The sequence below is a fragment of the Nannocystis pusilla genome, from assembly GCF_026626665.1.
Lineage (GTDB): Bacteria > Myxococcota_A > Polyangia > Nannocystales > Nannocystaceae > Nannocystis > Nannocystis pusilla.
Genome location: NZ_JAPNKE010000002.1, coordinates 6,968,563 through 6,994,142, shown reverse-complemented (window position 1 = coordinate 6,994,142; position 25,580 = coordinate 6,968,563). Strand labels below are relative to the sequence as shown.

Annotated in this window: 23 protein-coding genes; 14 read left to right on the top strand and 9 right to left on the bottom strand. The window is 71.8% G+C overall.

The window, feature by feature from the left end; all coding sequences use genetic code 11:
• Positions 1–57 precede the first annotated feature (57 nt).
• Positions 58–717: a DUF1707 SHOCT-like domain-containing protein gene (locus OV079_RS56360; protein WP_267772616.1), complete on the bottom strand. Its 660-nt coding sequence runs from the start codon at positions 715–717 to the stop codon at positions 58–60.
• Positions 718–782: 65 nt separating this feature from the next.
• On the opposite strand from OV079_RS56360, the gene OV079_RS30845 reads away from it, so the two are divergent.
• Together OV079_RS30845 and OV079_RS56355 are read left to right on the top strand one after the other, a co-directional pair.
• Positions 783–1,997 (top strand): RCC1 domain-containing protein, encoded by a 1,215-nt coding sequence (locus OV079_RS30845; protein WP_267772615.1) that lies wholly within the window; start codon positions 783–785, stop codon positions 1,995–1,997.
• 173 nt (positions 1,998–2,170) lie between these two features.
• The gene (locus tag OV079_RS56355) at positions 2,171–2,725 is read left to right on the top strand and encodes an SET domain-containing protein (protein ID WP_267772614.1); all 555 of its coding nucleotides are present in this window, start codon (positions 2,171–2,173) and stop codon (positions 2,723–2,725) included.
• 76 nt (positions 2,726–2,801) lie between these two features.
• On the opposite strand, the gene OV079_RS30835 is transcribed toward OV079_RS56355, so the two are convergent.
• Positions 2,802–3,446 (bottom strand): hypothetical protein, encoded by a 645-nt coding sequence (locus OV079_RS30835; RefSeq protein WP_267772612.1) that lies wholly within the window; start codon positions 3,444–3,446, stop codon positions 2,802–2,804.
• A gap of 286 nt (positions 3,447–3,732) precedes the next feature.
• On the opposite strand from OV079_RS30835, the gene OV079_RS30830 reads away from it, so the two are divergent.
• Together OV079_RS30830 and OV079_RS30825 are read left to right on the top strand one after the other, a co-directional pair.
• On the top strand, positions 3,733–4,263 hold the full coding sequence (locus OV079_RS30830; protein ID WP_267772611.1) for a hypothetical protein: 531 nt from the start codon (positions 3,733–3,735) through the stop codon (positions 4,261–4,263).
• Positions 4,260–5,015 (top strand): hypothetical protein, encoded by a 756-nt coding sequence (locus OV079_RS30825; protein ID WP_267772609.1) that lies wholly within the window; start codon positions 4,260–4,262, stop codon positions 5,013–5,015. The genes OV079_RS30830 and OV079_RS30825 overlap by 4 nt, the downstream gene beginning before the upstream one ends.
• A 55-nt stretch (positions 5,016–5,070) precedes the next feature.
• Here OV079_RS30825 and OV079_RS30820 read toward each other — a convergent pair whose 3' ends face one another.
• A complete protein-coding gene (locus tag OV079_RS30820) occupies positions 5,071–5,682 on the bottom strand; it encodes a carbonic anhydrase (RefSeq protein WP_267772608.1) in 612 nt (203 codons plus the stop codon).
• Entirely contained in the window at positions 5,679–7,244 is a 1,566-nt protein-coding gene (locus OV079_RS30815; protein WP_267772606.1) for a SulP family inorganic anion transporter, read from the bottom strand. Before OV079_RS30815 ends, OV079_RS30820 begins: the two co-directional genes overlap by 4 nt.
• 147 nt (positions 7,245–7,391) lie before the next feature.
• Between OV079_RS30815 and OV079_RS30810 the strand changes: the two genes are divergently transcribed.
• From OV079_RS30810 to OV079_RS30795, 4 genes are all read left to right on the top strand, one after another.
• Positions 7,392–7,805 (top strand): sporulation protein, encoded by a 414-nt coding sequence (locus OV079_RS30810; RefSeq protein WP_267772605.1) that lies wholly within the window; start codon positions 7,392–7,394, stop codon positions 7,803–7,805.
• 384 nt (positions 7,806–8,189) lie between these two features.
• On the top strand, positions 8,190–10,184 hold the full coding sequence (locus tag OV079_RS30805) for a hypothetical protein (protein WP_267778686.1): 1,995 nt from the start codon (positions 8,190–8,192) through the stop codon (positions 10,182–10,184).
• Between the two features lie 50 nt (positions 10,185–10,234).
• Positions 10,235–10,999, top strand: a complete 765-nt coding sequence (locus OV079_RS30800) for a Kazal-type serine protease inhibitor family protein (RefSeq protein WP_267772603.1) — start codon at positions 10,235–10,237, stop codon at positions 10,997–10,999.
• Positions 10,996–12,309, top strand: a complete 1,314-nt coding sequence (locus OV079_RS30795; RefSeq protein ID WP_267772601.1) for a hypothetical protein — start codon at positions 10,996–10,998, stop codon at positions 12,307–12,309. The genes OV079_RS30800 and OV079_RS30795 overlap by 4 nt, the downstream gene beginning before the upstream one ends.
• A gap of 72 nt (positions 12,310–12,381) precedes the next feature.
• On the opposite strand, the gene OV079_RS30790 is transcribed toward OV079_RS30795, so the two are convergent.
• Positions 12,382–14,199: an IgGFc-binding protein gene (locus OV079_RS30790; protein WP_267772600.1), complete on the bottom strand. Its 1,818-nt coding sequence runs from the start codon at positions 14,197–14,199 to the stop codon at positions 12,382–12,384.
• A 270-nt stretch (positions 14,200–14,469) separates the two neighbouring features.
• Here OV079_RS30790 and OV079_RS30785 point away from each other — a divergent pair, with 270 nt between their 5' ends.
• The 3 genes from OV079_RS30785 to OV079_RS30775 all read left to right on the top strand — a co-directional run bounded on the left by OV079_RS30785 (position 14,470) and on the right by OV079_RS30775 (position 16,463).
• The gene (locus OV079_RS30785) at positions 14,470–14,805 is read left to right on the top strand and encodes a hypothetical protein (RefSeq protein ID WP_267772599.1); all 336 of its coding nucleotides are present in this window, start codon (positions 14,470–14,472) and stop codon (positions 14,803–14,805) included.
• Positions 14,724–15,488, top strand: a complete 765-nt coding sequence (locus OV079_RS30780; protein ID WP_267772598.1) for a YdcF family protein — start codon at positions 14,724–14,726, stop codon at positions 15,486–15,488. The genes OV079_RS30785 and OV079_RS30780 overlap by 82 nt, the downstream gene beginning before the upstream one ends.
• Before the next feature lie 213 nt (positions 15,489–15,701).
• Positions 15,702–16,463, top strand: a complete 762-nt coding sequence (locus OV079_RS30775) for a hypothetical protein (RefSeq protein ID WP_267772596.1) — start codon at positions 15,702–15,704, stop codon at positions 16,461–16,463.
• A gap of 376 nt (positions 16,464–16,839) precedes the next feature.
• Here the strand turns inward: OV079_RS30775 and OV079_RS30770 are convergent, their stop codons facing one another.
• Positions 16,840–17,235 (bottom strand): hypothetical protein, encoded by a 396-nt coding sequence (locus tag OV079_RS30770; protein ID WP_267772595.1) that lies wholly within the window; start codon positions 17,233–17,235, stop codon positions 16,840–16,842.
• A 246-nt stretch (positions 17,236–17,481) separates the two neighbouring features.
• Positions 17,482–18,918 carry an IgGFc-binding protein gene (locus OV079_RS30765; RefSeq protein ID WP_267772594.1) on the bottom strand — a complete coding sequence of 479 codons (1,437 nt, stop codon included), beginning with the start codon at positions 18,916–18,918 and terminating at the stop codon, positions 17,482–17,484.
• Between the two features lie 28 nt (positions 18,919–18,946).
• Here OV079_RS30765 and OV079_RS30760 point away from each other — a divergent pair, with 28 nt between their 5' ends.
• Complete coding sequence (locus tag OV079_RS30760; protein ID WP_267772592.1) at positions 18,947–19,216, top strand: hypothetical protein; 270 nt, start codon at positions 18,947–18,949, stop codon at positions 19,214–19,216.
• A gap of 822 nt (positions 19,217–20,038) precedes the next feature.
• On the opposite strand, the gene OV079_RS30755 is transcribed toward OV079_RS30760, so the two are convergent.
• Positions 20,039–20,806 (bottom strand): hypothetical protein, encoded by a 768-nt coding sequence (locus OV079_RS30755; protein ID WP_267772591.1) that lies wholly within the window; start codon positions 20,804–20,806, stop codon positions 20,039–20,041.
• Positions 20,807–21,087: 281 nt separating this feature from the next.
• Here OV079_RS30755 and OV079_RS30750 point away from each other — a divergent pair, with 281 nt between their 5' ends.
• Entirely contained in the window at positions 21,088–21,873 is a 786-nt protein-coding gene (locus OV079_RS30750) for a DUF4331 family protein (RefSeq protein WP_267778685.1), read from the top strand.
• 9 nt (positions 21,874–21,882) lie between these two features.
• Positions 21,883–24,057, top strand: a complete 2,175-nt coding sequence (locus tag OV079_RS30745) for a tetratricopeptide repeat protein (RefSeq protein ID WP_267772590.1) — start codon at positions 21,883–21,885, stop codon at positions 24,055–24,057.
• 336 nt (positions 24,058–24,393) lie between these two features.
• Here the strand turns inward: OV079_RS30745 and OV079_RS30740 are convergent, their stop codons facing one another.
• Positions 24,394–25,425, bottom strand: a complete 1,032-nt coding sequence (locus OV079_RS30740) for an SRPBCC family protein (protein WP_267772589.1) — start codon at positions 25,423–25,425, stop codon at positions 24,394–24,396.
• Between the last annotated feature and the right edge of the window lie 155 nt (positions 25,426–25,580).

Sequence of the window (25,580 nt, the reverse complement as noted above, 5' to 3'; positions counted from 1 at the left end):
GAATCAGCATGCTCGTGGGGACATGCTTTTAGAGCATGTCCCTGCGGGCAAGTGGCATCAATCGTCGCCGGCCGGCAGGGCGCGGGCGCTGCGCTGGGCCAGGGCCTTGTGCTCGCGCTTGCGGCGCTTTCGGGCGCCCCAGGCGTTCTCGCCGGGCAGGCGCTCGTGGATCGTCAGGCTGCTGAAGACGACGCGGCCGCGCACGCGCAGCAGCTGGCGCGGCTTGCCGGGCGGGGGCGGGCCGCTGAGCTGCTCGACGCTGCCGAGGATCGCGCCGCACTCGTTGTCGAGCTGCCAGCCGGGCGGGATGATGATGTCGAGGTTGCCGAACACGACGTTCACGTCGAGCTCGATCGGCCCGCCGGGCAGGACGGCCTGGCGCAGGTCGAGGGTGGCGTTGCCGAACACGACGCGGACGTGGGTGCGGGCGGCGACGTGCCAGGCGCCGGTGCGGTCGACCGAGCTGAACAGGACGCGGAGCCGGGTCGGGGCGGCGGGGACGGCGAGGGCGGCGGCGGTGGGCACCAGCGCGGTGGTCGCGGCCGGGCGCAGGTCGGCGGTGAGCGCGTCGATCTCGGCGACGCTGGCGGCGCGCTCGACCGCCTCGAGGCGCTCGTCGAGGGTGTCCTGGTCGATGAGGTCCAGCGCGTAGCCGTCGCCGAGGCGGGTCCGGGCCTGCTCGCGCGCGCGTTGCAGCTGTCCTGCCGGCGAGTCCACGAGGCGCCTTGTACCATGCCGGGGGCCGCGCCAGGGCCGCGGCGATCGGTTATGCTGCGGGGCGCGTGCGGTGGGCGTGGGCCATGGTGACAGCGGCGCTGACGGGTTGTGGGCCCGCCTGGTGGGGCCGCGTGCCGGTCGAGGTCGGCGACGAGCCGGGCCCGGCCGAGCTGGTGGTCGAGGAGCTGGCCGCGGGCTCGTTCCACACGTGCGCGCGCCTGCGCGGCGGGCAGGTCCGCTGCTGGGGCGCGGGCGCGAGCGGTCAGCTCGGCGACGGGGCGGCGGCGTGGCGCGAGCGGCCGGTGGCGGCGATGGGCATCGACGACGCGGTGCAGATCGCCGCGGAGGGCGACCGCACGTGCGCGGTGCGAGGCGACGGCAGCGTGTGGTGCTGGGGGCGCAGCCCGGCGGTGGAGATCGAGGCGGACGCGCCGATCGGGCGCGCGACGCCGCAGCCGGTGGCAGGCTGGCAGGATGTCCGGCAGCTGGCGCTCGGGTTCGATCACGACTGCGCGGTGGTCGGCAGCGGCAGGGTGATGTGCCGCGGCGAGGGCTCGCACGGGGCGCTCGGTGACGGCGGGCTGTTGTCGTCGACCGTCCCGCTCGCGGTGGTGCGGCTCGAGTCGGCGGCGGAGGTGGCGGTCGGCCATGGCTTCAGCTGCGCGCGCACGTCGGCCGGCGAGGTGCTGTGCTGGGGCTGGAACGAGTACGGCCAGTGCGGCGACGGGTCGGGGCGCGACCACCTGACGCCGAGGCCGGTCGAGGGCGTCGCCGGGGCGCGCGGGCTGACGGCCGGCTTCGACCACGCGTGCGCGTCCCTGTCCGATGGGACAGCCGTGTGCTGGGGCGGCAACACGTTCGGCCAGCGCGGCGACGGCGGCGAGACGACGGTCGGCCCGCCGGCGCCGGTGCTCGGCCTGGGCGGGGCCGAGCGGCTGTCGGCCGGGCAGTACCGGACGACGGCCCTGCTGGCCGATGGGACAGCCCGCGGCTGGGGCCGCGAGTGGGGCTCCGAGCGGCTGCTGTGGCCCGGCTGCGACGAGCCGCGCGAGTACGTGGTGGAGGTGGCCGAGTCGCCCCGGCGGGCGCCGCCCGAGCCGTACTGCGCGGCGCCGGCGACGCTGCCGGTGGCGGACGCGAACCAGGTGGTGCTCGGGCAGCTGCACGCGTGCGCCCTCACCGACGACGGGCAGGTGCTGTGTTGGGGCAGCAACACGTTCGGCGGGGTGGGCGAGGGCGGGGACGACGATCGCCTGCAACCGACGCCGGTCGCGTGGTGAGCGCTGCAGCGAGGCCGGCGGCGCGGACGCCGGGTCTGGACATGTCCCCGGAGTCAGATCGGGAGCGGCCGGGTGGGATATGTACATTCGCGGCGGGGCGCGTGAGCTGGCCGCAGCGACAGGTGCGATCGCCGGGGCCGCGGGGTCGCTGCAATTGCTGCTACGTTCCGCGCGTGTACGACGAACACGAGGCGGCGCGAGACAGCGGCGACGACGAGGCGGAGGCGGCGCTGCGACGCTCGCTGTCGCCGCGAGCGGTGAGCCCGGGGCGCAGCCGGCAGCTGCTCGAGGTCCGCGGGTCGGAGGTCCACGGCCGCGGCGTATACGCTCGCAGCGACATCGCGCCCGGCGAGCCGGTGCTGACGTTCGGCGGGATGCTGGTGGCGGCGGCGACGGTCGCCGAGGACCTGTACGCGATGCAGGTCGGCCCGGCGCTGTGGCTGGTCAGCCGGCCGGGCTCGGAGGACATCGAGGACTTCATGAACCACGGCTGCGAGCCGAACCTCGGGTTCGTCGACGGCTCGGTCACCCTCCACGCGCTGCGCCCGATCCGCGCCGGCGAGGAGGTGCTGTGGGACTACAGCACGTCGATGTGCGAGCCGGGCTGGAGCGTCCCCTGCGCCTGCGGCGCGCCCGGCTGCCGCGGCCGCATCGCCAGCTTCTGCGACCTGTCGCCCGGCGCCCAGGCCCGCCTGCGCCCGCACGCGCTGGCCTACCTGCGCGAGTGAGCGGTGGTCCTCGGGGACATGTTCTTTCGGGCATGCCTTGATAGGCATGTCCTCGAGAACATGACCTCGCGGACACTCAGAAATTGATCTGGACCGAGCCGGCGCCGAAGCTCAGGTTCGGGCCGGGGCGGTTGCGGTTGTGGCGGGCCAGGGCGACGCCGTTGATGATGCTGGAGACGAGGGAGATCTTGCCGAGGACGAGGGCGCCGAGGCCGAGGACGGGGCGGCCGAAGATGCCGCAATCGCGGCAGTCGGACGGGGGGAACGCGGCGATCATGCCGAGGGTGAGGACGCTGAGGCCGAGCACGACGCCCCAGCCGATCTGGCGCCCGCGCAGCTGATCGTGGCGCCGAGCCCACTTCTGCCAGGCGTCGTCGGCCAGAAGGGCGGGTTCGCCGGGGATCGGCAGCGGCGCGGGCAGGCCGGCGGGCGGGAGGTAATAGCCGGGCGGAGGGTCGTACCAGCCGGGCGGCGGATCGTAGTACCCGGCCGGCGGATCTTTATGAACAGGGGCGCCGCCGGGAGTGTCCGATTCGTAGTACGCGGGCGGCGGATCGTAGTAGCCGGGCGGCGGATCGTAGTACCCCGCGGGCGGGTCGACGTAGATCGGTTGCATGTAGCTCGGCGCGCTCGTGGCGTCGGCGGCGGCGGGGGCCGGCTCGCCGGCGGCGGCGACGAGGAGGCTGGACGCGACCACGAGCGAGGTAAGCGAAGCAAACATCGCCCCACGATATCGCGTCCCGCGTGGCCGCGCCCGCGGGCCCGTCGCCGGGGCTGCGGGGTCCGCAGGCCCGCGGGTAAATCGTCGTTCTCGCGGCGTCCACGAGCCCGGCGGTCACGCCTGGCGGGCGCCGGCGCGCCGGCAGGGGCGGGGCCGCGAGACCGCGCAGGAGGCGCGGGCGGTGGCAGACAGACGCTTGCGCCAGCCGGCCCGCGGGCGCCGCGAGGATGCGGAATGCGGCGAGCGGCCGGAGGGTTGTCCGACGTGGCGCCCGGGCGGCGCTCGTATGTCGAAGAAGCCGGTGTGTGTATTCGTGGCGCTCGCAGTGTGCGGCTGTGACATAAGGCCGCCGCAGGCGCCGGCCGAGGAGGTCCAGCGGCGCGCCGAGCTCGAGGTCGAGGCCCGAGCGGCGACGGAGCAGGAGGCGCAGGCAAAGGAGGCGCTGCGCGCCGCGGAGGCGGCCGAGTCGGCGGCGAAGCAGCGGCTCGCGGCGTTCATTGCCGCCAGCGAGCCGAGCAGAGACGAGCTGGCGCTGTATCTGGCGCGGACCGTCGAGGCGCGGGCGGTGAGCGCGAGCTGCGAGGTGCCGTTCGAGCGGCTGGTCGAGCTTCACGACGAGCTGCACCGGTTCGCGTCCGAGCCGCTGCGCGACGCGGCGATCGTCGCGCTCGAGCGCTGTCGCAAGCGCGCGCACGCGACGAGGAAGCAGGAGCACGCGGCGGCGCAGGTCGAGCTGCGGCAGGAGTTCGCGCTCGCGGTCGAGGCGGCGTTCGACGCCGAGAACCCGGCGCGCGCGGGCAGCTGGTGGCGACCGTGAAGGGCGAGACGCTGCAGCTGCAGCTGCGCGAGTTCTTCGCCTGGCGGCCGCACGACTGCGAGGCGAAGGTGCAGGAGCTGTGCGAGAGCTCGCAGCACTTCCGGTCGATCGCGCTGAGCGGACCTCACGGGAGGTTCACGTGTCGACCGCGGGCGAGGCCCGAAGACTACCTGGCAGAGCAGCTGCGCCTCGACGGGCTGGCGGGCCCGTGGAAGCCGACAGGGTCAGGCGTGAGCGCGACGCCGCGGACGAAGCCGCCGCCACCACCCATCGACCCCGTCGCGCTGGCGCGGCTGGAACGCGAAGCGGTCGGCGCCACGCACGGGCGCGAGGCGGCAGCGGCGGCGCTGAAGCACGTGAAGGGGACCGATTACGCCCTGCGCGAGCAGATCGACGCGCTCGACCGGGTGCAGATCGAGCGACGCGCGGCGTGGCAGGAGCACCGCGAGCGGCGCCACCGGAACTTCGGGTTCGCCAGCCTGGCCCCGATGACGGCCGGCCTGGGGATGTTCGTGTTCGGCAGCGTCCACCTGGCGGAGCTGTACGCGATCCGTCACGGCAAGCAGGAGTTCGCGTCGCGGGCCGAGTACGAGGCGGCGAAGCAGGACGCGGCCCGCAACACCGCGATCGGCCACCTGGTCGCGCTGCCGCTGCTCGCCGTCGGGATCACGATGTTCGTGCTCGGCGTCCGGGGAGCGCGCGTGGGCCGGCGGATCTCCGTCGGTAGCGACGGCCTGCGCGTGCGCTTCTGAGGTAGATGTCCCATAGGACATGTCTGAAAGAGCATGTCCTGAGAGACATTAGCGTTCACAGCAGGTTCTGCGGGCCCTTGGGGCTCAGCGTCAGCAGCGGCTGGATGAGGCCGTCGGGCAGCGAGTAGACCCACGCGTGCAGGTAGGGGTAGACGCCGGTGGCCCAGGCGTTGCGGATGACGTCGGTCTCGGCCAGGCGGTGGACCTGCTCGACGGTGTTGAGCTCGACCAGCTTGGCCCAGCGCTCGTCCTCGGTCAGCAGGTCGAGCTGCTGGCGGTGCTTCTGGTAGATCTCCGCGACGGGCGCCAGCCAGTGGCTGAGGCGCCCGGGCGGGGCGCCGTTCATGGCCGCCTTGACGCCGCCGCAGCCGTAGTGACCGCAGACGATCACGTGGTGCACCTTGAGCGCCTCGATCGCGTACTGGATCACGCACAGGACGTTGGTGTCGTCGGCGCGGACCAGGTTGGCGACGTTGCGGTGGACGAACAGCTCGCCGGCGTCGGTGACGGTCAGCTGGGTCTCGGGGACCCGGCTGTCGGAGCAGGAGATCCACAAGAACTCGGGCTGCTGGCCGGCGGCCAGGCGCTGGAAGAACTCGGGGTCGATGGCGCGTCGCTCCTGCGCCCACGACTTGTTGGCGAGGAGCAGGCGGCGGGCGGGGTTCATGCGGCGGCCTCTTGCTTGAAGTGGGTGTTGAGGCTGGTGGCGCTGCGGCGCAGCTCCACCGTGATGTTGCGGGCCTTGGCCGACAGCAGGAAGTCGTCGATCGCGTCGAGGATGTCGGGGTCGATGAACTGGGCCCGGGTGCCGTCGATCAGCACGGTGGAGCCGGCGGGGATCGTCGAGAAGGCGCGCAGCAGCGCCGGCTTGTTGAGGAACGAGACGTCCTTGGCGAACCGGATCAGGTACTCGTGGTCCTCGTGGTTGACCACGATCGCCGACTTGAAGTTGCTGCGGATGACGTAGAAGATGCCGACGCCGACGCCGATGGCCACGCCGACCAGCAGGTCGGTGAGCAAGATCGCCGCCAGGGTGACGACGAACGGCACGAACTGGCCCTTGCCGCGCTGGTACTGCTCGTGGAACACGCGCACGCTGGCCAGCCGCAGGCCCATGACGATCAGCACCGCGGCCAGCGCCGACAGCGGGATGTGGTTGAGGATCGGCGCCAGCACCAGCACGCTGAGCAGGAGCAGCACGCCGTGGAGGATCGCCGACATGCGCGTGCGCGCGCCGGCGTCGATGTTGGCCGACGAGCGGACGATGACGGCGGTGATCGGCAGGCCGCCGAGCAGGCCCGAGACGATGTTGCCGGCGCCCTGGGCCTTGAGCTCGCGGTCGGTCGGGGTGATGCGGTGGAACGGGTCGAGCTTGTCGGAGGCGCCGACCGACAGCAGCGACTCGACGCTGGCGATGACCGCGATGGTGGCGGCGACCCGCCACACCGCCGGGTCACCCAGGCGCGAGAAGTCGGGGAAGGGCAGCGCGAACAGGATGCCGTACAGGCCGCTGAGGTCGGGGATGGTGACCAGGTGGGTGCTCTCGCTCAGGTGCAGGCCCGGGGCGTAGTGGCGGAACAGCTCGTTGGTGGCCGCGCCGACGATCACCGCGACCAGCGCCGGCGGCATCCACGAGCCGGCCAGCTTCTTGCCGACCTTCTGCCACGCCAGCAGGGCGATCAGCGCCGCGGCGAAGATGATGAAGGCGCCGAGGTCGGCGTGCTGCACGGCGGCGATGATGTCGGTGAAGGTGTTGCCGCCGCTCTGGCCGACGAAGCTCTCGTCGCCCTCGAAGTCGAGGTCGTAGCCGAGCGCGTGCGGCACCTGCTTGAGCACGAGGATGCAGCCGATCGCCGCGAGCATGCCGTGGACCACCGCGACCGGGACGAAGTGGGCCACCGCGCCGGCCCGCAGCAGGCCGAAGCCGAGCTGCATCACCCCCGCGAGCACGACCGCAAGGACGAAGGCCGGGTAGGCGCCGAGCTCGGCGATGCCGGCGGCGACCACGACGGTGAGGCCGGCGGCCGGGCCGCTGACGCTGAGCGGGGAGCCGCTCAGGGCGCCGACGACGAGGCCGCCGACGAACCCCGCGAACAGCCCCGAGAGCAGTGGCGCTCCCGACGCCAGGGCGATACCCAGGCACAGCGGCAGAGCGACGAGGAAGACGACGAGCGAGGCCGGAATGTCGGCGGCCAGGTGCGCGTGCCAGGGCTGCTTGTCTGGAGTCAAGGGCGGCATCGAGGATGAAGCGGGCTTAATCGGCGGCGACGGCGATGTGATGGCAAGAATCAGGAGAAGCGTCCACCGATAATAAATACGCGAAGATAGGTTCAGATGAAGGATGCATCATACGGTGCTACAGATCCACTCGCAGCCATGGGTTTTATCGAACGGATCAAGCACGCGATCGTCAGCAACGGGGAGGGGATCGCCCTGCGTGACCTCCAGGCCGCTGTTCGCGCCGGCGAGGACCTCCACGGCACCCTCGAGCTGGTCGGCGGCGAGCATGACGTGAACCTCGAGGGGGTGCTCCTCCGCCTGGATGAGGAGCGCCTCATCTACGACAACCCCAGGCACGGGGATTTCGACTTCTGGCGCGAGGCCGCCGCCGTGACGATCCCCCTCGGCCGCTCCCTCGCCCCCGGCGAGCGCCTGCAAGTGCCGGTCGTCCTGCCCCTGCCCGCCGACCTCGAGCCGTCCGCCAATCACCGCCGCTACCGCGTCACCGCCAAGCTGCAGGCCTCCGGCCGCCACCCCAAGGCCAGCGCCCTGGTCGACGTGGTCGTCTGAGCCCGCCTCGCAGGGACGTGTAGGCTGCAATAGGTAGGTGGTCCCGTCGGGTCTTCGGCGCTCGTCGCCGACGAGCCGCGGCCCCATGGAGTCTCCGGCGCTCGTCACGGTCGAGCTCGCCGACCGGCTCGCTGCAAATCTGTCTCTTCGGACAGGATCGGGACGCGTCGGTCCGGATACACTCGTCCGGTCGTGTCCGCGCTCGCCCGCTTTCGTCGCCGCAATCTTCGGTCCCTGGTCCCGTTCGTGCTCGCGCTCGCGTGCGACCGCGGCCCCGCGGCGGGTCCTCCGCCGCCGAGGGCGGAGCCGACGACCGCCGCGCCGACGGCCGCCGCGCCGACGCCCGCGCCCGACGCGATCTCCCCGACCCCGGAGGACCCGCCGATGAGCCCGCCCGACCTCACGGGACTGACGACCGAGTTGTTGCGCCAGCACGGCGAGGGCCACCGCGCCCGCATCGAGCGCGGGCTGTCGCAGGTGGCCGCGCTGTGGCGCCCGGAGGACGGCGACCTGGCGGCCTTCGTGCGCGAGCACTTCATCAGCGACCCGGTCGCCCTGGCGGCCACGTTCGCCCGCCTCGAGTCGGTGTTCGAGCAGATCGACGGCCACACCCACGAGGTCGGCCGCGAGGTCCGGCGCGCGTCCGACGTCGACACGGGCCCGATGCTGGGGGTCGACCCGCTGCTCGCCACCTACGACCCGTTCGCCCACGTCACCGAGGACCTGTTCCAGGCCAAGGTCGGCTTCGTGGTCCTGCTCAACTTCCCGCTGACGACGCTGGCCGAGCGCAGCGAACATGGCCCGAAGTACAGCCGCCAGGAGTGGGCCGAGGTCCGCCTGGGCGCCCGCTTCGGCCGCCGCGTGCCCGCCGAGGTGCGCCAGGCGGTGACCCGCGCGACCGCCGACGCCGACCTGTACATCGCGCAGTACAACATCTGGATGCACCACCTGGTCGATGAGACAGGTGCGCGTCCGTTCCCGTCCGGCCTGCGCCTCATCAGCCACTGGAACCTGCGCGACGAGCTCAAGGGCCGCTACGCCGACCCCGACGGGCTGAAGAAGCAGCAGATGATCGTCAAGGTGATGGAGCGGATCGTGACCCAGACGATCCCCGCGGCCGTGATCGACAACCCGCACGTCGACTGGCACCCGTTCACCAACGCGGTGAGCGCGGCGCCGGCGAGCGAGGTCGAGGCCGACGCGCCGCCGCGCCCGGTGGCTCTCGATGGCGCGCGCGAGGACGATGTCCGCTACCGCAAGTTGCTGGCCAACTTCCACGCGGCGCGGCAGGAGGACAAGTACGTGCCGATCGCCCCGAACGCGATCGCCCGCAGCTTCGAACTCGGCCGCGAGCTGCCGGAGGCCCGCGTCAAGGCGCTGCTCGAGCAGGTGCTGACGTCGCCGCTGGTGGCCCGCACCGCGGCGCTGATGAAGCAGCGCCTGGGCCGCGAGCTCGGGCCGCAGGACCTGTGGTACGCCGGCTTCCGCGGCAACGCGGCCCACGCCGAGGCCGAGCTCGACAAGCGCACGAAGGCCCGCTACCCGACGCCCGAGGCGTTCGCCCGCGACATGCCGCGGCTGCTCGGGGGCCTCGGCTTCGCGCCGGCGAAGGCCAAGTTCCTCGCCGAGCACATCCTCGTCGACCCGTCGCGCGGAGCCGGGCACGCGCTGCAGTCGCTGCGCCGCGGCGACTTCCCCCACCTGCGCACGCGCGTCGGCGCGGGCGGCATGGACTACAAGGGCTACAACATCGCCGTCCACGAGCTCGGCCACAACGTCGAGCAGGTGTTCTCGCTGTACTCGGTCGACCACACGCTGCTCGCCGGCGTGCCCAACAACGCGTTCACCGAGGCGCTCGCGTTCGTGTTCCAGGCCCGCGACCTCGAGCTGCTCGGCGTCGGCAAGCCCGACCCGGCGAGCGAGCGCGAGCGCGTGCTGGCCGACTTCTGGGCGACGTTCGAGATCGCCGGCGTCGCCCTGGTCGACGTCGCCGCGTGGCACTGGATGTACGACCACCCCGAGGCGACCCCGGCCGAGCTGCGCGAGGCGGTGGTGAAGATCGCCCAGGACATCTGGGACCGCTATTACGCGCCGGTGCTCGGCAGCGCGGGCACGCCGCTGCTCGGCATCTACAGCCACATGATCTCGTATCCGCTGTACCTGTCCGACTACCCGCTCGGGCACCTGATCGCGTTCCAGATCGAGGAGCACATCGCCAAGGCCGGCAAGCTCGGCCCGGAGTTCGAGCGCATGGCCTCGCTCGGGGCGCTGACGCCGGATCTGTGGATGACGCAAGCCACCGGTGCTCCGGTCGCCGCCGAGCCGCTGCTGCGGGCCACCGAGGCGGCGCTCCAGGGCGCCGGCGCGCCCGCACCTTGACGCGCCCGCATGGCGGTGCTTCGCTATGCGCCATGCTTGGATTGATTTTTTTGGCGCTTGAAGTCACGGGCCAGGTCGAGGCCGACCGGGCGCGGATTCGAAGACACCTCGAATCGGTCGAGACGGAGCTGCGGGCGCGCGACACGTCGCACCTGCCGCCCGCGCTGCAGGCCGAGCGCGCGCGCAACCTCGACCGCCTGCACGCCTATCGCCTGGGCGGGCTGTTCCCGCACAACCCCGAGTTCATCGGCGAGCGCGTGCCGTTCTTCATCGACGCCGACGGTGTCGCGTGCGCCGTCGGTCACCTCGTCATCGAGTCGGGCTTCGCCGACGTGGCCGGCGAGATCGCCCGGCGCGAGAACAACGCCCGCCTGCTCGACATGACCCACCCCGCGCTGTCGGGGTGGATCGCCCAGAGCGGCCTGACCGCGGAGGAGTGCGCGCGCATCCAGCCGGCCTACTGCGGCTGCAGCGAGAAGTACGAGCCGGTGTGCGGCGTGGACGGCAACAGCTACGGCAACGCCTGCTACGCCGAGACCTGCGCGGGCGTGGCGATCGCCCACGAAGGCGTGTGCGAGCCGCAGGAGAGCACCAGCGACTGGCCCGACGCGGGCACCAGCACCGGGCAGGATGATTCGACGAGCGGCGATTCGAGCGGCAGCGAGACCACCGGCGAGTCCACCTCGGACTCGGAGGGCCACGACGGCGAGCACCCGCGCAAGTCGGGCTGTTCTTTGGGACAGGACGCCGCGGGCGCGCCGGCGCTGGCGCTGCTCCTCGTGCTGGCCGCGCGGCGGCGGAGGGCCCGGGCATGACGGCGGCGAAGATCGCGGTCATCCCGTTGCTGTCCGTCCTGGTCGCCTGCGGCGGCGAGGGCGGCGAGTCCGAGACCGACGACGGCAGCGGCACGAGCGGCAGCAGCTCCGGCAGCAGCTCCGCGCCCACGAGCTCGAGCGGCGAGGTCGAGACCGGCGACGCGCCGGCGCCCGCGTGCGAGCCCGGCGAGGGCGGCGGCGCGCTGGAGTGGTCGCAGTCGGCGGCGATGCTCCCGGGCTTCGTGCCGGGGCTGGCGGCCGGGCCCGACGACTCGGTGGCGATCGCCGGCGGCACGGCCACGGGCGACGCGGTGGTCGAGCTGCGCGACGCCGCGGGCGCGGTGGTGTGGAGCGACGTCTACGCCGGCGCCCACGGCCTCGACGACGCGGCGGTCGACGTCGCGGTCGACCCGGCGGGGTTCGTCCACGTGCTGGTGCGCGAGGCGATCCTCGCGGTCGAGGCCGAGACGATGGGCACCTACGACGCGCGCCTGGTGGTGCTGCGCTACGCGCCCGACGGCGCGAAGGTGTGGCGCTGGGAGCACGAGCGCCCGCCGGTCGAGCCGTGGGGTTCGTACGACCCGCAGGGCAAGCTGGCGGCCGACGGCGAGACGATCACGGTGCTCGAGTGGGCGTTCGACCAGCCGTTGGCCCACGTGCGCCTCGATCGGTTCGGCAACGTGAAGGCCGAGACGGCGCTCGCGGTGCCGGAGACCCTCGGTTATCAGGTCCGCCTCGACGTCGGCGCCGACGGCTCGACGGCGATCGCCGCCCGCGCCGAGCTCCCCGACCGCCTGTGGGTCGGCCGCTTCGACGCCGGCGGGGCGCCGCTCTGGTCGCACGACCTCGAGGGCAAGGACAAGCCAGAGTCGGTGTTCGTCGCCGACGACGGCGCCGCGTTCCTGAGCGCCGCGTTCGACGCCGACCCGGGCCTGGGCTTCTCGGCGCGCAAGTTCGACGGCGACGGGACGCTCGCGTGGACAGTGCCGCTGGGGCTCGAGAGCCAGGACGACATCGCCTTCGGCGGCGCGGTCCGCTGCGACGGCGCGCTGGTGCTGGCCGGCGGCGCCGACAAGCCGCCGCAGCCCGACAACGAGTGGGGCCGGCGGCGCGACCTGTGGGTGGGGCTCCTCGGTCCCGACGGGGCGCTGCTGTGGAGCTTCGAGCACGAGTTCGGCCCGCCGTTCAGCTGGGGCGACGGCAACACCGCGGCGTTCACCAGCAGCGGCGCGGTGGTCGTCAGCGGCAGCTTCCTCGGCGAGGACGGCGCCAGCTACCAGCCGTGGCTGGGCCGCCTGTCCGGAGGATGATCGCAAGGACATGTACGAAAGGGCATGCCCACATGGGCATGCCCTTCAGGACATGTCTATTCTTGAAGAGGATCACATCGGCGTCGGGTTGACGATCTTGGTGCCGGTGCCGCCGAGGTACGAGTAGCTGTCGTGCTGGTCCCAGCCGACGACGATGACGCTGAACGGGACCTCGCCGCCCTCGAGGACGTGGACGCCGTCGCCGAGCGGGACGCGGGCGACCTCGTAGTCGCTGTCGGCGACCGGGTTCCACTGGGAGTCGGGGATCGGGACGCCGTCGATGGTGACGGTGGCGCCGGCCTGGCGGGTGAACACGCCGACGTCGTTGATCCACGTCGCGGGCACGAGGATGACGTAGCGCGGCAAGAACTGCTCGACCGAGGGGATCTGCACGGCCGCGGGGTCGCCGATGCTGAAGAACTGGTCCGGCAGGTTCTCGGCGCCGGTCATGTAGTTCATCACGCCGATCGGCTTGTCGGCGGTGATCTCGAAGTCGCCCGGCTCGCCCATGGGACCGCCGGCGTAGAACTCGACCACCTCGCCCTTGTCGAGGATGATCGGGTTGGCCGGCAGGCCGGTGACCTGGGCGTCGGCGTTGAGGGTGACGGTGGTGCCGTCCTCGGCGCCGTAGATCTGCCACAGCGACGGCTCGGGGGCGTTGACGCTGCGCACGGCCGTGCGCGCGCCGATGAAGTGCTTGCCCCACAGGCGCACGCCGCTGATCTGCTCCTCCATGTGGTCGCAGCAGCAGACGTCGGCCGGGATGAGGGCGCACTCCTGCCCCGCGAACAGCATGAACGGGGTCTCCTTGGCGCTCTCGAAGATCGTGCCGGTCATCGAGGTGCCGAGGCTCTGCACCGCGACGCTGAGCACGTCGCCCTCGTTGAGGGTGATCTCGAACGGCACGCCCGGCTGACCGGCGGGCACGCCCGAGCCCGCGGCGGTGGTGGTGCTCGGCGTGACCTTGATCTTGGTGTTGTCCATCACCGCGACCGCGCTGGCGTAGCTGTGCTGGAAGGTGTTGGTGTTGTCCATCATCGACGTCCACGCGATCACGTGGTTGATCGAGTCGAGGCCGGTGACGGGGTAGAGCATCGAGGCGTCCGACAGGTACGAGGCGGAGCCGTCGACGGGGTTGAACTGGTAGGCGATCACCGGCACCGTCGACTTGACGCGGTACGCGAAGCCGGGCGCGAGCTGGCTGTCGTCGGTGTGCTGATCCGGCAGGTTGAAGGTCTGCAGCCCGAGCGCGTTGATCGGGGTGGGGCCGGCGATCATGTTCCACACGCCGCCCTGCTTGCGCTCGATGGTGACCGTGGCCTGCTGGTCCTTCTGCACGTTGGCGACCGCGACCGCGAACTGGCCGGTCTCCGCGGAGTCGTGCGAGTCCATGTCGAGGGCGTAGAAAGCACAACCGACGGTGCTCTTCGACAGCTCGGCCTGCTCACAGGTCTCGGGGATCTCGCCGAAGAAGGGGTCCTCGCCGGTGGTCGAGTCGCCGGTGGTCGTGGTGGTGTCGACGGTGGTGGTGCCCTGCGTGGTCGTGGTGTCGACGGTGGTGGTGCCCGGGGTGGTCGTGGTGGTGGTGTCGGGGCCGGTCGTGCTCGTCACCGGGTTGTCGGTGGTGCCAGGACCGGTCGACGTCGGACCCTGCGTGGTGCCCGTCTCCGTCATGCCCTGCGTCCCGGTCCCCTCGGTCGGCGGGTTCGTCGTCGGAGTGTCGGTGTTGCTGGCAGCGGTGGTCCCCGGGTCGGTCGCCGCCGTGGTCGTCCCCGCAGACATCGTCGCGACGTTGGTCGCGGAGCTCCCTCCGTTGTCGCCGCACGCAGCGAGGAGCGAGGCCGCGAGGGCAGCCGAGGTACACGCGTTCATACACAGGCGATGCGTCATGGCGGCAGCGTAGGGGCTCCCCCTCGCGCTCGTAAAGCAGATATCGCCGTTCGTGCGGCGAATCTCGGGGCGCTGCGGCGCACGTCGAAGTCGCGCGCGCTCGGGAGCGCTTCATGTGGGGATGTTCTAGGGACATGTCCAAAAGACATGGAGGTTTCGCTGGTTTGCGCGGCCCCGGCGCGCGCAGCCGGCCGGCGCAGACGAGGTGTTCCCCTCGATCGCCGGCCGCCGGGAATGTCGGGGCGCGCCGGCGCGTGGTAGGGGGTGACGATGCGCTCCGACGCCCAGGACGGTCCCCGCGCTCGCGTCCGCGCGTGGCTGCCGGACGTCGCGCTGGCGCTGGGGGTGTTCGTGGCCCTCAACGTGCTCGGGTCCGTGCTCGCGGGGCCGCGCTTCGACGTCACGGGGGCGTGGATCAGCCTGCCCGGAGGGACAGGTTCATCTGTCTTCAAGGCCATGTTGGCGGCGACGCTGATCGCCCGCGGGCTCGGGCCGCTGCGGCGGGGTGGGTGCGGTGGGCGGCGGTGGTGTGCCTGCTGGCGGTCGCGGCGGCGGCGGCGTGGGACACTGCGGTGTACTTCGCGCTGCTGCTGGGCGGGCGGATAGCGACGCCGCTGCCGTTCCCGAGCTCGGTGCTGGTGCTGGCGCTGTCGCTGGCGCTGGCGCTCACGGCGGCGCGGCCGGGGCCGGCGAGGGTATGGTCTTCGGGACAGGTGGCACGCAGCCTGGCGACGGCGGCGGGGGTGGCGTGCGCGCTGCCGCTGCTGCTGATGCTGACGTTCGGCCCGACCCGCTACGCCCGCGAGGCCGACGCGATCGTGGTGTTCGGGGCGCGGGTCTACAGCGACGGTCGGCCGTCGCACGCGCTGGCCGACCGCGTCGACGAGGGCATCCGGCTGTACCACCGGGGACTGGCGCCGGTGCTGATCATGAGCGGGGCGATCGACGAGGACCACGGGGTGTCGGAGCCGGAGGCGATGAAGGCCCGGGCGATCGCGGCGGGCGTGCCGGCCTCGGCGATCGTGCTCGACGAGCTGGGGGTCGACACCGCGGCGACGGTCGAGCAGACTGCCGAATGGCTGCAGCAGCGCGGGGTGCGGCGGGTGCTGGCGGTCAGCCATTATTATCACCAGCCGCGGGTCAAGCTGCTGTTCGAGCGCGCGGGCGTGCTGGCCTATACGGTGCCGGCGACGATGAGCCGGCGATTGCTCAAGGAGCCATGGTTCGTCGGACGCGAGGTGCTGGCGTACTATGCGGCGTGGCTGTCGCCGTTCCTGCCGGAGCGATAACGGAGGGCGCGAGGCCGGTGCGGGGATCCGCGGGCCGCCCGCGATCGCGCGCGGAGCGGTCGGGGGTGCATCGAGGCGCCACGGGCCTGCGTGGCGTGACTGCAGCGCAGGGCCGCCGGGGCCGCTCGTGGCTGCGCGATCGCTGCGAGCGGACTCGGCGAGCGCTTCCGGGGCGAGGTGACGGCCGCCGCGGGTTCGGGCATTCTGCCGTGAATGCGGTCCTCTTCTCGCCTGGCGGCGGTCTTGCTGGTCGCCGCTTGCACGGCGCGGGACGAGCCCGTCATCCTCGGCGGGGACGTGTCCCGCACGGTGGACTGCGACGTCGGGGCGTACCTGCAACAGCGGCGAGCGGCGAACTTCTGCGACGAGGACGACGATTGCGTCGAGATCGTCCCCGAGCAGTGCCTCGCGCCCTATTATGCGAATGCAGCCTCGGCGGCCGCGTCACTCCGGGGCGTCGAACGCGAGCTCGCGGACCGCTGCGGCGTCATCACCTCGCCGGCGTGTATGCGTCTCCCGCTCGGCGTTCCGCGCTGCCGTCGGCACCGGTGCGTCGCCGGCGAGCTCGACCGCGAGGCGCGCAAGCGGTGCTGGCCGAGCCGGGTCCCCTTGCTCGAGCTCGGCCAGAGCGCGGTGATCTACAGCCGCCCGGAGGCGCCGCCGGTCTGGAACGTGTCGCGGAGCGCACACGTGCGCCTCGACGAACCCGCGATCCTGACCTTGCACATCGAACCCCACGGCTGCGTGCTGTCGCGGATCGATCTGCGGCTCGATCCGTCGTGGCTGCGCGAGTTCGCGGCGACCGATGGGGCGATGACGCTCACCCAGGAGCTCGAGGCGGGCGAATATCTGGTGTTGGCCCGCAACGCGGGGCCGTCGTGCCCGGTCGAGCTCACCGCCGAATTACACCGCACCGACGGTACGGCGGTGCCCCCAAAATATCACGGGCTGAAATACTTGATCGTCTGTGACTGAGCAATCCGGCCGGTCGGTTTGCTCGGGGCGCGCGACTCCGCCGCTTTGACGACCGAGATCCTGCGTGGCACGATGATCCATCGTATGGCCTACGCGCCGTTGCGGCGACGTACGGGGCCGCGTGGGCGCCGGCGCGACGGGGCGGGACGCAGGGGGCCGCCTACGGTCGAGCCCTCGTCGCCCAGTGCGATGCGGCCCTGGCGGTGTTCAAGCACCCGTTCGTCATCGGCGGCGCGGCGCCGGGCCGGCGGGTAAGGGCGGTACGACAGCCGACGGCGTGCTCGAGCCTTGCTTCGGTCGGGTGAGCACGCCACGACGGCCGCCAGGATCGAGCTTCGGAGCGTCGGTCGATCTCTGTTGCTCACGGATCTCACTCTCAGCCGGCCGACCGGCGCTTGCCGACGAACCAGCGAATGATGTCGATCAGCGTCCCCACGCCGAGGCCGATCGCGCCGAGCATCAGGAAGGTGGCGACGGCCGCCAGGTCTTCGAAGCCGCCGGTGTTGGGCCCGGCGAAGGCGCGGAGCAGCAACAAGTAGCCGATGATCAGCCCGACCTGCGCCAGCAGGAAGCCGAGGCGGGCGCCGAGGAAGCCGAACACGACCGGCACCGCGGCGATCAAGGACAGCGACAGCGCCGCCCCGCGCAGGGTCTCGAGCGTGGGGCCCTGGCCGGTGTTGAGATAGGCGGCGAGCATCGCCAGGCCGGTCCACAGCGCCGCGGTGACGAGGAGGACGACGAGCCAGCGCGGACTGAGGGCGGGCGGGACCATGATTCGCAGTGTAGCGCCGGCGCATCGGCGCGCGAGCGGAACCTCGTGGCCGCGGCGCGGGCGGAGCGTGGCGCCCACGAGCGGGCCCCGCGATTGCGAGCAAGCCGATGCGCCGGCGAGCGGACCCGGGCTGTTACGCACGTCGGCGTCGGGTCGCGCGGCGCAGGAGCGGCGCTCGTCGACGGCGTGACGAACGTCGTCGAGCGCCCCTCGACGTCGAGCGGGCCGGGTCGGCGCGCTCCGTCGTCAACCCGGTGGTTGGTTGATCTCGCCGAGGCTGAGGCCGCCGGGGTAGGCGTAGCTGATCCGGCAATCGTAACCGTAGACCTCGATGCCGAACTTGACCGACTGACTGCGGATGTCGTGCGGGCCGTCGGGGATCAGGAAGCGCGCGTAGGCGAGGTCGCCGACGCCGAGCGGGGTGGGCGAGGGCAACGCCGCGCCGTCGAGCTCGATCGTGTTCCAGCCGGACTCGGGGGCGACCACGGTGAGCATGTCCCAGCCGTAGGTCTCGGGGGTCAGGAAGGTGTAGTTGTTGCGGTGCTGGGCGGTCGGCGGGATGAAGGTGATCGCGGGGTCGCCGAGCTCGGTGGTGTCTCCCGAGGGGATGTCGCTAGTCTTGGAGATGAAGGCGCCGGGGTACTCGGCGTCGTCCTTGGGCCCGTGCGACTGGTCCTGGCTCAGCATGTAGTGGGCGACCATGAAGGCCTCGGTGCCCTCGACGCGGAACGATGCGGCGGTGAGGAGCTCGTGGAACTGGCCCTCGTCGAGCGTGACCTCGCCCTGATGCTCGCCGGTGAAGGTGAGGACGGTGCCGTCCTTGTCGGCGATGAAGCGGTAGAGGTCGGGCTCGTCGCTGCGCGGGCGGAACTTGACGACCGCGTAGTCCTTGCCCCACGCGGTGCGCGGCGGGACCTGCTCCTCGAGGTAGTCTTTATAATAGTTCATGCCGGGGCCGGGCAGGCTCATCGCCGGCGAGCCGGTCATGACGGCGACCGGGGCGGTGCTGCTGACGCGCATGCCGGTGAAGTCGGCGACGCTGCCGCTCGGCGAGACGATCCGCAGCGCCTGCTGGGCGTCGACGGTGTGCGTGGTGGTGCTGCCGCCTCCGAGGCCCGGGACGCCGCCGCCGGCCTCCGTACCACCCTGCATCCCGGCGGGCATGTCCACGGTCACCTCGTTTCCGTCGACCATGCTGATGATGCTGACCCAGCTGGCCGAGAAGTCGCTGTTGTGATAGCTCGGCACCAGGTAATCCTGGCCCCACGCGTGCGCGGGGAGCAGCAGCGAGGCGTCGGCGGTCGCCACCTGCGACGACGAGTACGGGCTGAACTGATAGGCCACCACCGGCACGTCGCTCTCGAGCCGCAGGACCTGCTTGAGGACGCCGGTCTGCACCGGCATGGCGTGCTGCGTCAGGGCGGCCGAGAGGGCCGGGAGGATGAAGGTGTGAAGCTGCTTGGGCGCGACCACGGCGGCCTCGATCACCTCGCCGGCCGCGCCGTAGAGGGTGACGTTGGCGTCGACGTTGCCGCTGGTGTTGGCGGCGACGACGGCCCACGGCAGGTCGGTGCCGCTGTCGCCGACGGTCGGCGCGAATACACAGCCGGCGCTGGTCAGGTTCATCGCCGCGAGCTCGCAGGTGCTCTCGTCGACCGGGCCGGTGTCGTTGATGTCGGGCATCGCCCCCAGGTCGAACTTGGCGCCCCCGGTGGTGCTCGTGCCGGTCGGGCTCGCGGTGGTCGAGGTGGTGGGCAGGGCCGAGGTCGAGGTCGAGGTCGACGACTCGGTGGTGCCGGGGCCGGTGGTCGTCTCGGTGGCGGCGGGGAGCGAGGTCGTGCCGGTCGTCGCGCCGCCCTCGGTGGTGGCGGCGGGCCCAGCGGCGCAGGCGCAGACGAGGATAGGGAGGCCAAGGGGTAGCTGCGGCGCATGTGCAGATGGTAGGCCGAACGCCGTCTCGAGGCGATCGCCCCGCGGGTGATTTCGTACCTGACCGAAAGTTCATGCGCGCAGTCGAGCGCGGGCCTGGCCGCTGCGAGTGGACGAGTTCATGCGGCGCCCTGCGAGCCGGCGATGAACGGGAGCGTCCCCACGCGGGCGACGGAGGCTGCGCCCGGCTCGGCGGCTGCGATGGCGCGAGGGGCCGGGGGCGGCTGCGCCGAGGACAATTCGAGCGGGAGCGCCGCGCGGCTCGTCGACGCGTGCTTCGTGCGAGGCGGCGCGCGCAAGGCGTGCTGCGTGCCGCCGCGATCACGCGGGAGTTCGAGCGGGAGGGAGGCGAGACGACGCGCGTGGGAGTGCGCGCCGGCCGACGCCGAAGCGGCGACGGCTCTGCCGGGCGATCCGCGCCGACCCGCGTCACGATCGCCGGCGGCCAGGCGGTCGCCCTCGCTGCTGTGCTCGCTGTCGCTGGCGTCGAGCTGCTCGGGGGCGACGGGCGAGTACTATTATAGGGATGGGGCGGCGGCCGTCGGCCGCTGCAGACGCTACCGACATTCCTCGCCGTGGGCGCGGAAAGAACGTGATCCGCGCCGCAGTGCCCGATCTACCGCGGCCCCGAGCACGCGCCGGCAGACCGAAGCTGGTGCTGTGGTCGGCCGCAACGCTGCGGTCGCGCGGGCGTCGTCCTCGTCGCGGGGGCGTGGACCCGCGGCGGGGCGCGGCGGGCGTCGCAGTCGATTGCCCACATCCGTCATTGTCGTGAGGCCGGGCGGCCCCGCAAAAAGCACACGAGCGCGACGACATCGTCGTCGCGCTCGCGTCATTCGTCAGCTTCGCGCGGACGGGTCCGCGCGGGTGAGGATCACTGGATGACGCACACGCCGGCGCCGCCGGGGCCGGCGTGCGGGCAGTGCGTCTCGTCGTCGGTCGCCGCGACGCCCGCGTGGTACAGGCGGCAGCCGACGGTGTCGCCGGCGGTGTCGGCGGAGGTGCCGGGGTACCAGTGGCTGCACTGATCGAGGCAGTCGGCCTCGTCGTTGTAGAGGTTGAGGTCGGCGGTGCAGTTGGCGAAGTAGTCGGTGCAGTAGTCGTCGCAGGTCGGCGCGCCCGCGTCGACGCACACGCCGGCGCCGTTCGGGCTGGCGTGCGGGCAGTGCTCGTTGGCGTCGACGGTGCTGGCGACCGTCACGTGGTAGAGGCGGCAGCCGAGCGTGTCGCCGGCGGTGTCGGCGGGCGTGCCGACGGGCCACTGGCCGCACTGGTCGAGGCAGGCCTGCATGTTGTCGTACTCGGCGAAGTCGGTGCACGCGTCGAGGTAGATCCCGCAGTACGCCTCGCAGGTGAGCTCACCGCCGTTGGTGGTCGTGTCGGTCGTCGTGTCGTCGGTCGTCGAGGTCGTCGTCGTCGGCGACGTCGTCGTCGTCGTGCCCGGGCCGGTCGTCGGATTCTCGGTATCCGTCCCGGTGGTGGTCGTCGTGGTCCCGTCCGTCGTCGTGTCCGTCGTCGCGTCGGTGGTGGCCGGCTGCGTCGTACCGTCGGTGGTGGACTCGGTGGTCGTGTTCCCGCTGTCGCCGCAGGCGACGAGGCCGAGAATCAGCGGGGAGATGAAAATCCAAGCTGCCTTTCGCATCAGGAGCATCCTTCGCAGGTGTGGTCCGCGAGGATATCGTAACGGCGCCGCGGAAGTTACACGCTCCGAACCGGCCCGTCGGCCGCGCGCTTGCGCTTCGCAAGGTTTATGAATGTGCGATCGAATGCTCGTATTCGGCCGGTGAGTCCCGGCAAAAAATTTGTCGCGCCTGCTGCCGATCCGTTCGGCCATCTCGTTCGTACGGACCTGTTGGCCCTCATCGGCCGAAGTGCGGCGTGCCCGGCGCGAGCGCGGCCGATTTCGCCGCCCGCGTCGCGCGAATGAGCGGAGGCGCGTCGTCGCCCGAGAGAATTTCGTGTTCGTCGTGTCGGCCGCAGATCCAAAGCACCCGCGGAGGAGTAGGATGCTTTCGACTTGACGACGGTCGCGGCTCTGGCGGGCTCGACCGGACGAGGAGGCTCGATGTACAAGAACTTGAGAGCGAAAACTGGGCTGGTGATCGTGGCGGCTGCCGCGATCTGCGGGGGAACTGGTGGACATCGAACGTCCGCGCGTCCGACCACGACGAGTCTCCGCTCGTGAAGATGGACGCCGCGCAGGACATCACCGATGTCTACGTCTTCAACAGCGGCGACAACAAGACCACGATCATCGTCTGTTGGGCCGGCTTCAACGACAGCCGCCCGCAGCCGGACGACTCGGCGCTGTACGACGGCAACGCCCTGTACGCCATCAAGGTCGACAACGACGGCGACAACACGGCGGACCTGACGTTCTACTGGCGCTACGGGACCAACGCGAAGGACGAGATCGGCGTCCAGTGGACGGGCATCCCCGGCACGGACCAGCCGGCGGTCGGGGCGGTGGAGACGGTCTTCGACGCCGGGCAGTTCGCGCGCGTGTGGACGGGCCACGCCGACGACCCGTTCTTCTTCGACGCGCAGGGCTACCTCGAGGGGCTCGACACCGAGACGGTGAGCTTCATGAACAACCGCGACTTCCTGGCCGGGTTCAACGTGACCGCGGCGGCGATCGAGATCGACACGGACGTGCTCACCGGCGGGAACCCGATCCAGGTGTGGGCGACCTCCGCGAGGAAGGAGTAGGAGGCCACCATGAAGACTTACGTGACCATCCACGCAGTTCTCGCGGCGGCGCTGCTGTTCGCGCCGGCGTGCGGCGACGACAAGGGCACCAGCGACACCGACGCGACGACGACCACCGCGTCGACGACCGACACCACCGCGTCGACGACCGACACGACGGGGCCGACGACGGGCACCGTGACGACGGAGGACGAGACGGCGACGACGACGACGTCGCCGACGACGACGACGTCGCCGACGACCACCAACGGCACGACCGACACCGGCGGCGAAGAGGGCTTCGTGTTCCCGACCGAGCCGTTCGACGCGTACGTGCAGATCGACCGCCACGGCGCGGTCGAGGCGGGGACGGCCGGCATCGCCGCGGCGCTGGGCCTCGGCCTCGGCGGCCAGGATCTCTCGATCCGCGACGACTACAACGCCAGCAACCCGGCCGAGGACGCCGCGGGCATGTGGCTGCCCGAGATCGGCGCGAGCATTACGTTCTTCCACGACGCGTTCGACGACGACCTGATGATGCTGAACCTCGTGCCCGCGACCATCGACGAGACGGTCGCACAGGCGGGGCCGGTCATCATCCCGGACACGATCAAGTACGATCCGAGCAAGCCGACCGGCTACCCGAACGGCCGCGCCCTCACCGACCCGGTCGTCGACATCACGCTCGCGGCCGTGCTGCTCAAGCTCGGCCCCGATCAGCCGCTGACGCTGTTCGCCGACCTGCCGCTGAACCCGCCGGAGAACGACGTGCCGTTCAAGGCGGAGTTCCCGTTCCTGGCGCCGCCGCACCCGCGCCGTAGGCCGCGTTTGCCGACGGCTCCCCGGTCGTGCCAACCTCCGGGGAGCCGAACTCGAGGCCTCGCAGCGACAGTCATGGACCGCAAAACGATCCTCGTCTCGGCCGTCCTGGCGTTCGGTGCGTCGGCCCTCCTGTCGCGATTCTTCTTTCGTGGCGAGACGTCTGCGCCGTCGATCGTCGCGCCCGAGGCGCGGGCCGCGAGCGCAGGTCCGAGCTATGCGGCGCTGCTCGACGAGCTCGATCGCCGTATCGACAGCCTGCAGAAGCGCGCGGACGGTCGCCCCGGCGACTGGCTGACGCGGATGCACCTCGCCTCGGCGCTGCTCGAGCGCGCGGGGCTGACGAATCAGATCCACGACTTCGCCCGCGTCGAGGCTGTCTTGGACGACGCGTTCTCGATGGCGCCCGCGGGCAGCGGCCCGCTGCTGGTGGCCGCGCGCTTCAACTACTCGATTCACCGGCTCGCCGAGGCCGAGAAGCACCTCGACATGATGGACCGCCGCGCGGTGCCCCGGCGCGACGAGCAGACCATCGCGCGAGTGCTGCGCGCGGAGATCGCGGTGCAGCGCGGGCAGTACGAGGCCGCGTTCGCGGAGCTCACGGCGGTCGCCGCGGCCGCGCCGGTGGCAGCGACCGCCGAGCTCGCGCTGTATCACGCGAAGACCGGCGACCCGGCCCAGGCCGAGGCGCTGCTGGATGCCGCGTTTCAGGCCACCGGTCCCAAAGATCCGCGCCGCAGGGCGTGGATGAAGCTGCAGCTCGGCGTGGTGGCGATGGAGCGCGGCGATCTGCGGCTCGCGCTGAAGCACCTGCAGGAGGCCGACGGCGAGCTGTCCGGCTGGTGGCTGGTGCAGGAGCACATCGCGGAGATCCACAACCGTCGCGACGACCACGCGCGGGCGATCGAGATCTACGAGGCGCTGGTCCGCACCGCCGATCTGCCGCAGCACATGGACGCGCTCGCGGGCCTGTATCGCCACACGGGCGAATCACAGCGGGCCGAGGAGCTGATCGCGCGAGCGGCCGCGCGCTGGGAGGAGCAGCTGGCGCGCTTCCCCGAGTCGGCCATGGGCCACGCGCTGCAGCACTACCTGCAATTCGGACCGCCGGCGCGGGCGCTCGAGCTGGCGCAGGCCAACCACGCGGTGCGCCCGGGCGGCGACGCGCAGGTGGCCCTGGCGCAGGCGTATCTGCAGACGGGTCAGCCGGCCGAGGCGCTGGCGGTCGCGGAGCAGGCGCTCGGCTCGCCGTATCGCACGCCCCGGCTGCACGACGTGGCCGCGAAGGCCCACGCCGCGCTGGGTCACACGCAGGGGGCCGAGGAGCAGACGGCGCTGCTGCTGGCGATGAACCCGCGGTATTCGAGCGACGACCACGCTCACTGACCGCGGTTCTTTCCTCTTTCAGAAAAAAGAAATCTGGAGATCTCCCGCACCACTCGCCCGACGCCGGGGGGCGCTGGCGAGGGCGGAGGTTGATCCGCATCACGCGCGTGCACCTCGAGGTCGCGCTTCGAGCGGAGGATCGCTGTCCGATCGGACATGTCCTGAGGTTGTCCGCCGCGTGCGCCGCCGAAGCGGACGCGCCCTCGGGACGTCGCTGCGGCGGCGGCACTCGACCTGCGCTCGTCGACTCGCTGTCCGGTGTCGGCGATCGCATGTCCTATGAGACATGTCATGGCATTGCTCAGGGCGAGGCCGCTGCTCGCCGTAACATGTCCTTCAGGACATCACGCCGGACCACGCGTGATCCATCGCCGGGAAGGTGATGTCGCTGGGCGGGGGCAGGCCGCGGAGGAAATTGTCGAGGCTGAGGATGGCGACCTCCCAGCCGCCGCCGGTGCCGCGGGCCTCGTCGGCGGTGCGGCAGGCGAAGTGCTCGAGCTCGAGCGCGGTGCCGTCGCCGTCGCGGGCGAGGCGGAGCTCGACCTCGCTCTCGCCGAAGTCGCCGTAGCGCCAGGTGGTGCGCAGGAGGGTGGGCGCCTCGCACGCGACGATCTTGCACGTCGTGAGGTGCGGCTGCGACAGATCGAGGACGATGGTGCCGCCGACCGCGAAGGTGCCGGTCGGCTTGCCGAGCCAATTCGGGAGCACCTCGGGGTCGGTCCACGCCGCCCACACGCGCTCGATCGGCGCGTCCATGCGGCGGCGCAGCAGCGACGACCACGCGCTGCCGTGATCGCGGAGCTCGCGGCCGGTGCTCTTCGACCACCGGAAGGATTCGTCCATGACTTCCATGCGCTGCGCGTAGCCCCGCGCTGCGGCCTCGTGCGTCGACCAGAAGCCGCGCGGCGGCTGCTCGGCCAGCACGTCGCCGAGGATCGCCAGGTGCGCGTGCCAGCCCGAGGCGGTGCCGACGAGGTCGTCGCGGGTGGCCAGGCGCCGGCTCGTCACGACGAGGCGCACCTTGTCATCGACAGGCGTGAGCTCGAAGGACACCTCGGCGGGCTGACCGGCGCCGCCCCAGGTGATCTTGAGCAGCCGCGGCGCCTCGCAGGCGAGCACCGTCTCGACGCCGCGGGCCCCCTCGGCGCTCTTGTATTTCTCGGGGTAGGTCTTCTCCGCCGAGAGCGAGGCGTGGTCGAAGCGGAGCTCGGCGCGACCGCCGGGCCGCAGCTCGAACTCGCCGGCCGCGAGCCAGCGGGCGCGCAGCTCGGACTCGGTGATGTAGCGCCAGACCCGCTCGATGGGGCCGGGGAGCACCCGCTCGATGCGTACGGTGCCGGGGTCGAGGATCTGTCCGTGGTCGTTCATCGTCGCTCCTTGCGTTCGGGGTCGTCTTCGGCGAGCAGGGCCTCGAGCGCGTCCAGCTTTCTGGTCCAGAACGCGCGCGTCTGTTCGACCCATGCCGCCAGCTCGTCGAGGGCCTGCGGTCGGCGGTGAGGAGGTGCTCGCGGCCCGCGACGCGC